The organism is Hydrogenophaga sp. SNF1 (assembly GCF_034421675.1).
In the GTDB taxonomy this organism is placed as follows: domain Bacteria; phylum Pseudomonadota; class Gammaproteobacteria; order Burkholderiales; family Burkholderiaceae_C; genus Hydrogenophaga; species Hydrogenophaga borbori.
This window is the reverse complement of the sequence record NZ_CP139793.1, coordinates 471,433-484,593: the sequence shown is the minus strand read 5'-3', so window position 1 is coordinate 484,593 and position 13,161 is coordinate 471,433. Positions and strand designations below refer to the sequence as shown.

The following is a 13,161-nucleotide window of genomic DNA, read 5'->3' as shown; positions in this document are numbered from 1 at the left end:
ACGCTCGCGCAGGGGCGCCGTCTACTGGACCGCCCGGAGGAACACCCCATGCGATCCCTGCTGCTGTCCCTGTCCCTGTCCCTGTCCCTGCTCGCGGCCCTGCCCGCACCCGCCGCGCCCCCCGACGCCGAGGCCAGCGACCCCGCCCGCCTGGGCTGGATGAAGGGCGCGCCGCCGCCCGCCGAGCGCACCATCCGCTTCGCCGACGGCAGCTACGCCGACTTTCCGGCCTGGCGCTGGACCGTGGCGCACTTCCGCGAGCTCATGCCCACGGTGCAGGTCTCGCGCGGCCTGGGCGCACCGCGGCCGCTGCCGCGCGCCGAACGCGGCGACATCGACGGCCTGCGCTTCACGCCCCTGGGCGGCGGCGAGCCCATCACCTGGGCGCAATCGCTGGCGCTCAACTACACCGACGGCATCGTGGTGCTGCACCGTGGCCGCATCGTCTACGAGCGCTACTTCGGCGCGCTCACCGAAGAAGGCCAGCACGGCCTGATGTCGGTCACCAAATCCTTCACCGGCCTGCTGGGTGCGGTGCTGGTGGCCGAAGGCCGGCTGGACCCGGACCGGCGCGTGGACCACTACGTGCCCGAGCTGGCGTCCTCCGCCTTCGGCAGCGCCACCGTGCGGCAGCTGCTGGACATGACCACCGGCATCCGCTTCAGCGAGGACTACGCCGACCCCCAGGCCGACGTCTGGCAGCACGCGCAGGCGGGCAGCCCCCTGCCCAAGCCCGCCGGCTACCAGGGCCCGCGCAGCTACTTCGAGTACCTGCAGACGGTGCAGCCCCAGGGCCGCCACGGCGAGGCCTTCGGCTACAAGACCGCCAACAGCGACGCGCTGGGCTGGGTGATCGCGCGGGTCAGCGGCCAGTCGGTGGCCGAGCTGCTGTCACAGCGCCTGTGGCGGCGCATCGGCGCCGAGCAGGACGCCTACTTCACGGTCGACTCGATCGGCACGCCCTTCGCGGGCGGCGGCCTCAACGCCGGCCTGCGCGACCTCGCGCGCGTGGGCGAGCTGCTGCGCCACAACGGCCGCCTGGGCCGCGAGCAGATCCTTCCGCGCGCGGCCATCGCCGACATCCGGCGCGGCGGCTCCAAGGCCGATTTCGAGAAGGCCGGCTACGCCCTGCTCAAGGGCTGGAGCTACCGCAACATGTGGTGGGTGACGCACAACGAACACGGCGCCTACATGGCCCGCGGCGTGCACGGCCAGGCGCTGTACATCGACCCGAAGGCGGAGATGGTGATCGCGCGCTTCGCCTCGCACCCCACGGCCGGCAACGCGGCCAACGACCCGAACTCGCTGCCGGCGTACCACGCGCTGGCCAAGCACCTGATGAAGGCGCGGCGCTGAGCCCGCGCCCCGCGTTCAGCGCCGCTGCACGCCGACCGCCGTGCGCGCCGCGGCCTCCCAGGCGCCGCCCTGGAACCAGGCGTCGCCGTCCAGCCAGGCCTTGAGCATGGGCAGGGCGTCGAAGCCCCAGAAGAGGCGCCCGTCCACCACCAGGGCGGGCACGCCGAACAGGCCCAGGGCCAGGGCCTCTTCGCCGTTGGCGCGCAGCCGCTGCTTCACGGTGTCGCTGTCGGGCGCCAGCCAGGGCCGGCCGCGCTGGGCCATGTGGTCTTGCAGCCGGGCCTGCAGATCGGCCAGGCGCGCCGGATCGGCCGCATCGGCGCCGCCATGCCACACGTGCTGGAACAGCAGCTCGGTGACGTAGCGGCTGGTCTCGCCGGGCGCCTCGTCCACGGCGGTGGCCAGGCCCAGGCGCAGCAGCGGCAGCGGGTTGAAGGGGTGGGTGGCGGGCAGGTCCAGCCGGATGCCCTGCGTGTGCGCGAGCCACTGGACCTGGCGGTAGGTCCAGTCGCGCTTGGCCGGGATCTCGGCCGGCCCCAGCTGGCCGTGCGCCTTGAGCAGGCCGGCGAACAGCACCGGCCGGTGGTGCAGCACGACGCTGTGGCCCATGAGCGCCTGCGGCAGCGCCGCGAAGGCCAGGTGCGCGTAGGGCGAGATCGGGTCGTAGAAGAACTGGATGTCTTTCATTCAGCGATCACTTCCCGGGTTTCCAGCTGCGCCCACACGGCCAGCTTGTCGGCGTCGCTCATGCGGCTCCAGGCGCCGATCTCGGCCAGCGTGCGCAGGCAGCCCACGCACTGGCCACGGTGCTCGTCGAGCCGGCACACGCTCAGGCAGGGCGAGGGCACGGCCACGCCGGGCTGGCGCATGCGGGCGCGCTTGAAGTTGGGGCGCTCGGGCGCGTTCATGCGCGATCCGGCGCCGGGCCGCCCCCGGCCGGCCCCGCCCCCGCGGGGGGCAGCGACCCGCGCAGCGGCGGCGCGTGGGGGCCCTCGTCACCCTGGACCACGTCGGCCACGGGCGCGCCGGTGTAGCGCTCCAGCTCCTGCGGCGTGAGCGGGAACACCGCGTGAGGGTGGCCCGCCGCGGCCCAGACCACGTCGAAGCGGAACAGCTCGCGGTCGATCAGCGTGACGGGCTCGTGGGCGTGCGCCAGCGGCGACACGCCGCCGATGGAAAAGCCGGTCTGCGCCTTGACGAAGTCGGCGTCGGCGCGGCCCAGCTTGTGGCCCTCGCCACAGACCAGGGCCTGCACGCGCTTCTCGTCCACGCGGCGGTCGCCGGAGGTGATGACCAGCACCGCGCGTTCGTCGCCCTTGCGGCGGAAGATGATGCTCTTGGCGATCTGCCCCAGGGCCACGCCCAGCGCATCGGCCGCCTGCTGCGCGGTGCGCGCGGCGTCGTCGAGCATCACGGGCTCGTGCGCGTGGCCCAGCGCGGCCAGGCGCTCGGCCACGCGGCGGATGGCGGGAGAGGTTTGCAGTTCGGACACCGGTGTCATGCGATCAGCCCTGGCGCTTGGCCAGCACGGCGCGCGCCACGCGCGAGTTGGTGGGCCGGCCCAGCTGCTGGCTGATGTAGGCGCCGGCGTCGATCAGGGCATCGAGGTCGATGCCGGTGTCGATGCCCATGCCGTGCAGCAGGTAGACCACGTCCTCGGTGGCGACGTTGCCGGTGGCGCCCTTGGCGTACGGGCAGCCACCCAGGCCGGCCACGGAGGCGTCGAACTGCCACACCCCCATCTCCAGCGCGGCCAGGGTGTTGCCCACGGCCTGGCCGTAGGTGTCGTGGAAATGGCCCGACACCTGGTCGACGCCGTAGTGCTTGAAGGTGGCCTCGAAGGCGGCCTGCACCTTTTTCGGCGTGCCCACGCCGATGGTGTCGGCCACGCCCACGTGCTCCACGCCGATGCCCTTCATGAGGCCGGCGAGGTAGTCCACGCGCGAGGGCGGCACCTCGCCTTCGTAGGGGCAGCCCACGGTGCAGCTCATGGCGCCGCGCACGGCGATGCCCTTGGCCTTGGCTGCCGCCACCACGGGCGCGAAGCGCTCGATGCTTTCGGCGATGCTGCAGTTGATGTTCTTCTGGCTGAAGGCCTCGCTGGCGGCACCGAAGACCACGATTTCGTCGGGCCGGTCGGCCAGCGCGGCCTCGAAGCCCTTCAGGTTGGGCGTCAGCACCGAGTAGCGCACACCGGCGCGGCGCTGGATGCCCTGCATGACCTCGTGGTTGTCGGCCATCTGCGGCACCCACTTGGGGCTCACGTAGCTGGTGACCTCGATCTCGGTCAGGCCGGCGGCCTGCAGGCGGTGCACCAGCTCGATCTTGACCGCGGCGGGCACGGGCTGCTTCTCGTTCTGCAGGCCGTCGCGCGGGCCGACGTCGACGAGCTTGACGCGCGCAGGGAGCTTGTTCATGGGATGTCCTTTCAATAACCGCGCTGGCGGTCCACCTCGCCCGCCACGGGTTCGCCGCGTTGCAGCGCGGCGATCTTGCGCGCGATCTGCGCGATGCTTTCTTCGCGCAGGGTGCGGGCCGATGTGTGCGGCGTGAGCGTGATTTTCGGGTGGTTCCAGAAACCATGCCCGGCGGGCAGGGGTTCGGTGCGAAAGACGTCGAGGGCGGCGCCGGCCAGGTGACCGCTGTCGAGCAGGGCCAGCAGGTCCTCGTCCACCAGGTGGGCGCCGCGCGCGAGGTTGACGAGGTAGCCGCCGGGCCGCAGCAGGCCCAGGGTGCGGCGGTTCAGGATGTCCTGCGTCTGGGGCGTGAGCGGCAGCAGGTTGACGAGCACGCGGCAGCTCGACAGGAAGGTGTCGAGCTGCGCCTCGCCCGCGTGGCAGCGCACGCCGTCGATCGTTTTGGGCGAGCGGCTCCAGCCGTGCACGGGAAAGTCGAACACCGTGAGCGCGCGCGCCACGCGCTCGCCGAGCACGCCCAGGCCCATCACGCCGACCGGGAAGTCGGCGCGGGCGCGCGGCTTGCGGTAGCTCCAGCGGCCCTCTCGCACGTCGGCCTCGTAGGCGTCCAGTTCACGGAAGTGGCGGATCACCGCGTGGCAGGCGAACTCGGCCATCTGCACCGACATGCCGGCGTCGTCGAGCCGCACGAGGCGCGTGGACGGGGCGACGCGCAGGCTCAGCAGGGCGTCCACGCCGGCGCCGGTGTTGAACGCGGCCTTCAGGCCCGGCTGCTCGTCGAAGAAGGCCTGGGGCGGCGCCCAGACCACCGCGTAGTCGGCGGCGGCGGCGCCGGGCTGCCAGACGCTGACGGTGGCATCGGGCAGCGCGGCCTGCAGGCCCTCCTGCCAGGGTTCGGGCTTCTGTTGGCTGAGGCAGACGGTGATGTGCATGGTGTGAATGCTAGGGGAGACGCCGCCGGGTCGTCCCAGGGCGACTCGCGCCCCTCGGGAGCGGCGATGCCGCGCCGCGCGCGGCGTGGGGCCCTAGTGCGCGGCCAGCTTGAGCAGCTCCGCGCCCTCGGCCACCTGGTCACCGGGCGCGTAGAGCAGCTCGGCCACGGTGCCGTCGGCCGGCGCGGCGATGGTGTGCTCCATCTTCATCGCCTCCATCACCGCCAATGGCTGGCCCTTCTTCACCGCGTCGCCGGCCTTCACGGCGAAGGACACGACCTTGCCGGGCATGGGCGCGGTGAGGCGGCCGCCCTCGCCCTCGCCTTCGCCCGCGTGGGCCAGCCGATCGATCTCGACCAGGCTGGTGGCGCCGCGCGCGCAGAACACGTGCACGGTCTCGCCCGTGGTCCAGGTCTGCACGGTGTCGCGGCGGCCGGCGAACTGCAGGTCGAAACGCTCCCCCTGCGCACCGGGTGCCAGGGGCTCGACCACCAGCGGGCCCTGCACGTCGCCCAGCGCGAGCGTGAGCGCGCCGCCGCGCCCGTAGGTGAGCGTGGCCTGCAGCGTGGCGCCGGCGACCTCGAAGTCGAAGCGGCGCGTGGTCAGGCCGTGCGAGCGGAAGCCGTCGCGGCGCGAGAAGGGGTCGGCGCCTTCCAGGGCGCGTTCGCCCAGCAGGGTCTGGGCCACGGCGGCGGCCACGGCCGTGGGCGTGCCCACGCGGTCCTGCTGGAACAGCACGGCCGATTCGCGCGGGATGAGCGCCGTGTCCAGCCGCGCCTTCGCGAAGGACTCGCTGGCCACCACGTGGCGCAGGAACTGCACGTTGGTGGCCAGGCCGACGATGCGGGTCTCGGCCAGGGCCGCGTCCAGCCGCGCCAGGGCCTGCTCGCGGTTGTCGCCGTGCACGATGAGCTTGGCGATCATGGAATCGTAGAAGGGGCTGATGGCGTCGCCCTCGCGCACGCCGTCGTCCACGCGGGTGGGGCCACGCTCGAAGGCGGTGTGCGCCGGCTTGCGGTAGACCTGCAGCGTGCCGGTGGCGGGCAGGAACTGGTTGTCGGGGTTCTCGGCGCAGATGCGCGCCTCGATGGCGTGGCCGTTCATGCGCAGCTGGTCCTGGCGCAGCGGCAGGGGCTCGCCCGCGGCCACGCGCAGCTGCCACTCCACCAGGTCCAGACCGGTGATGGCCTCGGTCACCGGGTGCTCCACCTGCAGGCGCGTGTTCATCTCCATGAAGTAGAAGCGCATGGCCTCGGGGTGGTCGTAGCCCTCGGGCTGCTCGACGATGAACTCCACCGTGCCCGCGCCCACGTAATTCACCGCCTTCGCGGCCGCCACCGCGGCCTCGCCCATGCGCTGTCGCAGCGCGGGCGTCATGCCGGGCGCGGGCGCTTCCTCCAGCACCTTCTGGTGGCGCCGCTGCACCGAGCAGTCGCGCTCGAACAGGTAGACGCAGTGGCCCTGCGTGTCGCCGAAGACCTGGATCTCGATGTGGCGCGGGCGCTGCACGTACTTCTCGATCAGCACGGCGTCGCTGCCGAAGCTGTTGCGCGCCTCGCGCTGGCAGCTCGCCAGGGCGGCGGCGAAGTCCTCGCTTTTTTCCACCACGCGCATGCCCTTGCCGCCGCCGCCCGCGCTGGCCTTGATGAGCGCGGGGTAGCCGATGCGGTCGGCCTCGCGCTGCAGCAGGGCCGGGTCCTGGTCGGCACCGTGGTAGCCGGGCACCAGGGGCACGCCGGCCTTTTCCATCAGGCGCTTGGATTCGGCCTTCAGGCCCATGGCCTCGATGGCCGACGAGGGCGGGCCGATGAAGACGAGACCGGCCTTGGCGCAGGCATCGGCGAAGGCCTCGTTCTCGCTGAGGAAACCGTAGCCCGGGTGCACGGCCTGCGCGCCCGTGGCCCGCGCGGCCGCGAGGATGCGCTCCCACTGCAGGTAGCTGTCCTTGGGCGCGGAACCGCCGATGTGCACGGCCTCGTCGCAGGCGGCCACGTGCTTGGCGCGCGCGTCGGCGTCGGAGTACACGGCCACGGTCTTCACGCCCAGGCGGCGCGCGGTGGCGGCGACGCGGCAGGCGATCTCGCCGCGGTTGGCGATCAGGATCTTGTCAAACATGGGAGGGTCTCCGGGTGGATGGCCACGCGGGCGCGTGGTCCAGGGTGAGGTGCGGCGCGACGGCGCGCGGCGTGGGATCGGCCAGGTGCGGCACGCGGCCCCAGCAGGGCGCCCGCAGCAGCTGCTGCAGCGTCTGCAGGTTGTGATCGGCGTGGGTGAAGTCCGGGTCGACCGCGTTGGCCACCCAGCCCACCAGCCGCAGGCCACGCGCGCGCACGGCCTCGGCGGTGAGGGCGGCGTGGTTGAGGCAGCCCAGGCGCAGGCCCACCACCAGCAGCACGGGCAGGTCCAGCTCGACCGCGAGATCGGCGGTGTCCCAGTCCGGCAGCAGGGGCACGCGAAAACCACCGACGCCTTCGACCACCAGCAGGTCGGCGCGCGCCGCGAGCGCGCGCGCCGCCGCCAGCACGGCCACGCGCTCCACCGGCCGGCCCTCGCGCGCGGCCGCGATGTGCGGCGCACAGGCCTCGCGCCACTGGAACGGCCCGACCTCGGCCTCGTCCAGCCCCAGGGCCTGGGCCGAGTGCAGGTGGCGCACGTCTTCGTTGAACCAGCGGCCGTCGGCGTCCTGCCGCTGGCCGGCCGCCAGGGGCTTGAAGGGCGCCACGCGCCAGCCCCGCGCCTGCAGCGCGTGCACCAGGCCGGCGCTGACGCAGGTCTTGCCGATCTCGGTGTCGGTGCCGGTGACAAAGAGACCCTGCATCAGGCCACCTCCAGCGCGGCGGACAGCGCGGCGCGCTCCAGGGCGTGCAGCAGCTGGTCCACGTCCTCGGGCGCGTGGCTGGCGCACAGGGTCACGCGCAGCCGCGCGCTGCCCGTCGGCACCGTGGGGGGCCGGATGCCCGGCACGCGCAGGCCCTCGGCCTCCAGCCGCGCCGACAAGGCCATGGCCGGCGCGTTGCCGCCCACCACGAGGGCCTGCACCGGCGTGTGCGAATCGATCAGCCGCCAGCCCAGGCCGGGGTGGCGCGCCAGCAGGGCCTGGGCGCCCGCGCGCCACTGGGCAACGCGCTCGCGCAGTGCGGCGCGGCGGCGCCGGCCCTCGGGACCCTGGATGAGGCGCAGCGAGGCGAGCACGGCATGCTCCAGCAGCGGCGGCGCGGCGGTGGAGAAGATGTAGTTGCGCGCGCTCTGCAGCAGGAACTCGATCACGCGGTCCTGCGCCACCACGAAGGCGCCCGCCAGGCCTGCGGCCTTGCCCAGGGTGCCCATCAGCACCAGGCGCGGGCTGCGCAGGTCCAGCAGCTGCAGGGCGCCCAGGCCGTCTTCGCCCAGCACCCCGAAGCCGTGCGCGTCGTCGACCATCAGCAGGGCGTCGTGCGCCTCGGCCAGGGCCAGCAGCTCGCGCAGGGGGGCGATGTCGCCGTCCATGCTGAACACGCTGTCGGTGGCGATGAGCTTGCGCGCCGCCGTGCTGGCGGCCAGCCGCGCGGCCAGGGCCGCGGTGTCGGCGTGCGGGTAGACGCTCACGCGCGCCCGGGCCAGGCGCGCGCCGTCGATGAGCGAGGCGTGGTTGAGCTGGTCGCAAAAGAGCTCGACCTCGGCGTCGCCCAGCGCGGTGAGCACGCCCAGGTTGGCCATGTAGCCGGTGCAGAAACCCAGCGCGCGGGCCCGCGGGATGTGCCCGGCGAAGGCCTCACCCAGCCAGGCCGCGACGGCCGCGTGCGCGGCGCTGTGGCCGCTCACCAGCGGCGAGGCGCCCGAGCCACCGCCCCAGCGCCGCGCGCCCTCGGCCAGGGCCTCGGCGATGGCGGGGTGCGCGGCCAGGCCCAGGTAGTCGTTGCCGCAGAACATGAGCAGCTCGCGCGCACCGCCCTGCGGATCGCGCACGCGCTGGCGCGGCGCGGTGCCGCTGTCGGCCACGCGCAGGCGCCGCCGCAGGTCGCGCGCGTCGAGGCCGTCCAGGCGCTGGCGCAGGTGCTCAAACCACATCGTTCAGCGTGTCCGAGACGGCCTCGGCCAGCCAGGCCGCGGTGGGGGGATCGACCAGGTACGGCGGCATGAGGTAGACCGTGCGGCCGATGGGCCGGATCAACAGCCCGTGCGCGCGCCCCGCGAGGTGGAAACGCTCGGCGACATCGGCCGCCGCGCCCGGCAGGTCGAAGGCCAGGATGGTGCCGCGCTGGCGCAGGTGCGCCACGCGAGGGTCCTGCGCCAGCGGCGCGAAGGCCTGGGCCAGCCAGGCGGCCTGCTCGGCGCAGCGCGCCTCCTGGCCGGCGTCGAAGCGGTCGAGCACCGCGTTGGCGGCCGCGCAGGCCAGCGGGTTGCCGGTGTAGGAATGCGAGTGCAGGAAGGCCCGCGTGGGGTCGTCGGACCAGAACGCCTGGAACACGGCCTCGCTGCCGAGCGCCACCGACAGCGGCAGGGTGCCGCCGGTGATGCCCTTGGACAGCAGCAGGAAGTCGGGCCAGTCGGCCGGGCCGGCCGGCTCGGTGTGCGACCAGGCGAAGAAGCGCCCGGTGCGCCCGCAGCCGACGGCGATCTCGTCGGCGATCAGGTGCACGCCGTGCGCCGTGCACAAGCGGCGCAGCTCGCGCAGGTAGTCCGGCGAATGCATCACCATGCCGGCGGCGCCCTGCACCAGCGGTTCGATCAGCACGGCGGCCAGTTGGTCGGCCTCGCTCGCCAGCAGCGCGGCCAGCGCGGCCAGCGCCTGGTCTTGGTTGCCGAGGCGGCTGTCGGGCGCGTCCACCAGGCGGCTGCGCATCAGCAGCGGGTCGTAGGCGTCGCGGAAGATGGCCACGTCGGTCACCGAGAGCGCGCCCAGGGTCTCGCCGTGGTAGCCGCCGCGCAGGGCGACAAAGCCGCGCTTGCCCGCGCGGCCCTGGTTGCGCCAGGCGTGAAAGCTCTGCTTGAGCGCGATCTCGACCGCGCTCGCCCCGTCGCTGCCGAAAGAGGCGTGCGCCAGCGCGCCGCCGGTGCGCGCGCACAGGCGCTCGGCCAGGCGCACCACGGGCTCGTGCGTGCAGCCCGCCAGCATGGCGTGCGGCAGCGTGTTCAGCTGCGCGGTGATGGCCGCGCGCAGGCCCTCGTCGCTGTGGCCGAACAGGTTGACCCACCAGGAGGAGATGGCGTCGAAGTAGCGCCGGCCCTCGCTGTCGAACAGCCAGGGGCCTTCGCCGCGCGCCAGGGGCAGCGGCGGGCGCTGCGCGGCGCGCGCCATCGAGGTGCAGGGGTGCCAGACGCGCGCCAGGCTGCGCGCGGCCAGCTCGGGCATGAGCGATCCGTTGTTCGTCATACCGGTTCTTGAGCCCGCCCCAGCGCGCGGCGCCAGACGGCGCGCAGGAAACGGAACAGCGTCCACGTGATCCACCACATGGCCAGCACGATAACCACCAGCAGGACCGCAAACACCAGGGGGTGGTTCGTGGCCAGCCACAGCGCGGCCACCACCAGGCCGTCTTCGAGCAGGCTCAGGCCCAGGTTGGTGAAGGGCTCGGGCGAGGCGTTGGCGGCCGCGCGCGCGCTGGTCTTGGCGGCCTGGCTGGTGGCCGCCAGGGTGCCGCCCAGCAGCGCGGCCATCAGCGCCAGGGTGGCGCTGTCGGCGCCCAGCGCGCCGGCGGCGAGCGCGGCGCCGGCCGGCACACGGATCACGCTGTTGACCAGGTCCCAGAGGGAGTCGACCCAGGGGATCTTGTCGGCGAAGAACTCGATGAAGAGCATGAAGCCGCTGGCGCCCAGCAGCGCGGGGTGCTGCAGCACCTGCAGGCCGGGCGGCAGCTCCAGCCAGCCGATCCAGCCCGCCAGGCCGGTGAGAAAGACCACCAGGTACAGGCGCAGACCACTGGCCCAGCCGAGCGCGGCGGCCAGCGCCAGCAGCTCGGGGGTGCCCAGGTGGTTCAGCGCGTCCTGCATGGCCGGGCGCTCACTGCGGCGGCAGCCAGTTCGGCGCGCGCTTGTTCAGGAAGGAGGCCAGGCCTTCGCGGCCTTCCTCGCTGGCGCGGATGTCGGCGATGCGGCGCGCGGTGTCGGCGCGCAGCTCGGCCGTGAGCGGCTGGCCGGCGACGTCGCGCACCAGGGCCTTGCAGGCGCGCGCGGCGGCCGGTCCGTTGTTGGCCAGGGTGGCCACGATGCCCTCGACCGTGGCGTCCAGCGTCTCGGGCGTGGCCAGCTCGTGCACCATGCCCAGGGCGTGGGCCTGCGCGGCGCTGAAGCGCTCGGCCGTGACCATGTAGCGGCGCGCGGCCTGCGCGCCCATGGCGCGGACCACGTAGGGGCTGATGGTGGCCGGCAGCAGGCCCAGGCGCGCCTCGGACAGGCAGAAGGTCGCGCCCTCCACGGCCACCAGCACGTCGCAGATGGCCGCCAGGCCCATGCCGCCGGCGTAGCAGTCGCCCTGCACGCGCCCCACCACGGGCACCGGGCACTGGTCCAGGGTCCAGAGCATGTCGGCCAGGCGCTGGGCGTCGGCGCGGTTCTCTTCCCACGAATAGCCGGCCATGGCCTTCATCCAGTTCAGGTCGGCGCCGGCGCAGAAGGCCTTGCCGTGCGCACCCAGCACCACCACGCGCAGGTCCGCGTCCTGCGCCAGCGCGCCGAAGGCGTGCGTGAGCGCGGCGATCACCTCGTCGTTGAAGGCGTTGCGCACATCGGGGCGGTTGAGCCAGACGCGCGCCACGTGCGCGCTGGGGCGGGAAACCTCGATCACATCGCTCATGTCAGTACCTCTTCGCAACCTCTTCCAGCATCACTTCGGTGGCGCCGCCGCCGATGGCCAGCACGCGCGCGTCGCGCCACAGGCGCTCGATGGCGGTCTCGCGGATGAAGCCCATGCCGCCGTGGAACTGCTGGCAGGTCTGCACCACCTCGTTCACCAGTTCTCCGGTGAGCGCTTTCAGCATCGACACCTGCTGCACGATGTCCTTGCCCTGCGTGACCGCCCAGGCACAGTGGTACATGAACTGGCGCGCCGCGCGCACCTTGGCGTCGAGCATCGACAGGCGCTGGCGGATCACCTGCTGGTCCCACAGCGGCCCGCCGAAGGCCTGGCGCTGGCGCACGTGGTCCAGCGTGAGCTGCAGCGCGCGCTGGCAATGGCCCACGGCCATGGCACCCAGGGCGATGCGCTCGGTCTGGAAGTTCTTCATCACCGCGTAGAAGCCCTTGCCCTCCTCGCCCAGCAGGTTGGCGGCGGGGAGGCGCACGTTGTCGAACACCAGCTCGGCGGTGTCCGAGCTGAGCCAGCCCGTCTTGTGCAGCGCGCGGCCCACGCTGAAGCCGGGCGTGCCCTTCTCGACGATGAACATCGAGACCTCGCGCTTGCCCGGCCCGGTCTTGGCCGCGACGAAGTAGAGGTCGGCGTGCACGCCGTTGGTGATGAACATCTTGGTGCCGTTGAGCACCCATTCATCGCCCTCGCGCACGGCGCGCGTGCGGATGCCGGCGACGTCGGAGCCCGCGCCGGGTTCGGTGATCGCCACCGCGCAGATCGATTCGCCCGCGCAGACCTTGGGCAGGTGCCGGGCCTTCTGCGCGGCGTTGCCGGCGTGGTGCAGGTGCGGGCCGGCCATGTCGGTGTGCACCAGCACGGTGATCACGAAGCCGGCGAAGGTGCTCTGCGACAGCGCCTCGGCGAACACCAGGTTGGTCAGCGCATCGGCGTCGCCGCCGCCGTGTTCGCCCTCAAAGGCGATGCCCAGCAGGCCGGCCTGGCCCATGCGCCGCAGCACCTCGCGCGGCACGAAGCCCTGCTGCTCCCAGGCCATGCCGTGCGGCTCCACCTCGCGCGCGATGAAGCGCGCCACCTGCTCGCGCAGGGTCTGGTGCTCGGGGGTGTCGTAGATCGTGGGTTCCAAGGCTGGTGTCTCCGTCAAGGATGGCCGGCTTCAGCCGGGCTGAACTGCCTGCAGCTGCAGGTAGCGCACGAGGTCCAGTTCGGGCCCCGGCTGCCCCAGCAGGGTCAGTGCCGCCGTGATCTGGCCGCGGTGGTGCGTGGCGTGGTTGAACACATGGGCCAGCGCGGGCGCGAAGGGCAGGTCCACGGCCTCGCCATTCGAGCGCGTGTAGCGCAGGCGGCCGTCGAAGCGCTCGGCGGCCCAGTGGGCGATGGCGCCGTCCCACGCCAGCGCGCCGTCGAGCACCGCCTGCGCGAGCCGCGCGCGGTCGGGCTCGGCCTCCATGTCCAAGGCCAGCGCCGGCGATTCGCCGCGCGCGAAGCGGGGGAACCACAGCAGGCCTTCGCCCACCAGCAGGTGGTTCAACGTGCCGTGCACGCTCTTGAAGAACAGGCCGACGTCGCGCCGGTAGGCTTCTTCGTCGAGCGCGGACACCGCCTCCAGCAGGCGCCGCGTGGCCCAGGCGTGGTAGCGCGCGAGCGTGAGGAAATGGGCGCGGGCGTCCAT

The 13,161-nt window shown here is 73.2% G+C and carries 14 protein-coding genes; 1 reads left to right on the top strand and 13 read right to left on the bottom strand.

Going from position 1 to position 13,161, the window contains the following annotated elements:
- Positions 1–48: 48 nt before the first annotated feature.
- Complete coding sequence (locus SOM08_RS02345; protein ID WP_416186989.1) at positions 49–1,356, top strand: serine hydrolase domain-containing protein; 1,308 nt, start codon at positions 49–51, stop codon at positions 1,354–1,356.
- A gap of 15 nt (positions 1,357–1,371) precedes the next feature.
- On the opposite strand, the gene SOM08_RS02340 is transcribed toward SOM08_RS02345, so the two are convergent.
- The 13 genes from SOM08_RS02340 to SOM08_RS02280 all read right to left on the bottom strand — a co-directional run bounded on the left by SOM08_RS02340 (position 1,372) and on the right by SOM08_RS02280 (position 13,161).
- Positions 1,372–2,043 (bottom strand): 2-hydroxychromene-2-carboxylate isomerase, encoded by a 672-nt coding sequence (locus tag SOM08_RS02340; protein ID WP_116958630.1) that lies wholly within the window; start codon positions 2,041–2,043, stop codon positions 1,372–1,374.
- Positions 2,040–2,264: a DUF1289 domain-containing protein gene (locus tag SOM08_RS02335; protein WP_116958629.1), complete on the bottom strand. Its 225-nt coding sequence runs from the start codon at positions 2,262–2,264 to the stop codon at positions 2,040–2,042. Before SOM08_RS02335 ends, SOM08_RS02340 begins: the two co-directional genes overlap by 4 nt.
- The gene (locus SOM08_RS02330; RefSeq protein WP_416186988.1) at positions 2,261–2,857 is read right to left on the bottom strand and encodes a YbaK/EbsC family protein; all 597 of its coding nucleotides are present in this window, start codon (positions 2,855–2,857) and stop codon (positions 2,261–2,263) included. Before SOM08_RS02330 ends, SOM08_RS02335 begins: the two co-directional genes overlap by 4 nt.
- Before the next feature lie 4 nt (positions 2,858–2,861).
- The gene (locus SOM08_RS02325; protein WP_322469982.1) at positions 2,862–3,773 is read right to left on the bottom strand and encodes a hydroxymethylglutaryl-CoA lyase; all 912 of its coding nucleotides are present in this window, start codon (positions 3,771–3,773) and stop codon (positions 2,862–2,864) included.
- Positions 3,774–3,784: 11 nt separating this feature from the next.
- Complete coding sequence (locus SOM08_RS02320) at positions 3,785–4,705, bottom strand: glyoxylate/hydroxypyruvate reductase A (protein ID WP_322469981.1); 921 nt, start codon at positions 4,703–4,705, stop codon at positions 3,785–3,787.
- 93 nt (positions 4,706–4,798) lie between these two features.
- Positions 4,799–6,820 (bottom strand): acetyl/propionyl/methylcrotonyl-CoA carboxylase subunit alpha, encoded by a 2,022-nt coding sequence (locus tag SOM08_RS02315; protein ID WP_116958626.1) that lies wholly within the window; start codon positions 6,818–6,820, stop codon positions 4,799–4,801.
- Positions 6,813–7,523: a dethiobiotin synthase gene (gene bioD, locus SOM08_RS02310; RefSeq protein WP_116958625.1), complete on the bottom strand. Its 711-nt coding sequence runs from the start codon at positions 7,521–7,523 to the stop codon at positions 6,813–6,815. The genes SOM08_RS02315 and bioD overlap by 8 nt, the downstream gene beginning before the upstream one ends.
- Complete coding sequence (locus tag SOM08_RS02305; protein WP_116958624.1) at positions 7,523–8,752, bottom strand: 8-amino-7-oxononanoate synthase; 1,230 nt, start codon at positions 8,750–8,752, stop codon at positions 7,523–7,525. Before SOM08_RS02305 ends, bioD begins: the two co-directional genes overlap by 1 nt.
- Complete coding sequence (bioA, locus tag SOM08_RS02300) at positions 8,742–10,058, bottom strand: adenosylmethionine--8-amino-7-oxononanoate transaminase (RefSeq protein WP_322469980.1); 1,317 nt, start codon at positions 10,056–10,058, stop codon at positions 8,742–8,744. The genes SOM08_RS02305 and bioA overlap by 11 nt, the downstream gene beginning before the upstream one ends.
- Positions 10,055–10,675, bottom strand: coding sequence for a DUF4126 domain-containing protein (locus tag SOM08_RS02295; RefSeq protein ID WP_116958622.1), 621 nt, complete (start codon positions 10,673–10,675; stop codon positions 10,055–10,057). Before SOM08_RS02295 ends, bioA begins: the two co-directional genes overlap by 4 nt.
- 10 nt (positions 10,676–10,685) lie before the next feature.
- Entirely contained in the window at positions 10,686–11,477 is a 792-nt protein-coding gene (locus tag SOM08_RS02290; protein ID WP_116958621.1) for an enoyl-CoA hydratase/isomerase family protein, read from the bottom strand.
- Position 11,478: 1 nt separating this feature from the next.
- Entirely contained in the window at positions 11,479–12,615 is a 1,137-nt protein-coding gene (locus SOM08_RS02285; protein ID WP_116958620.1) for an acyl-CoA dehydrogenase family protein, read from the bottom strand.
- Between the two features lie 30 nt (positions 12,616–12,645).
- Positions 12,646–13,161, bottom strand: a complete 516-nt coding sequence (locus SOM08_RS02280; RefSeq protein ID WP_322469979.1) for a DinB family protein — start codon at positions 13,159–13,161, stop codon at positions 12,646–12,648.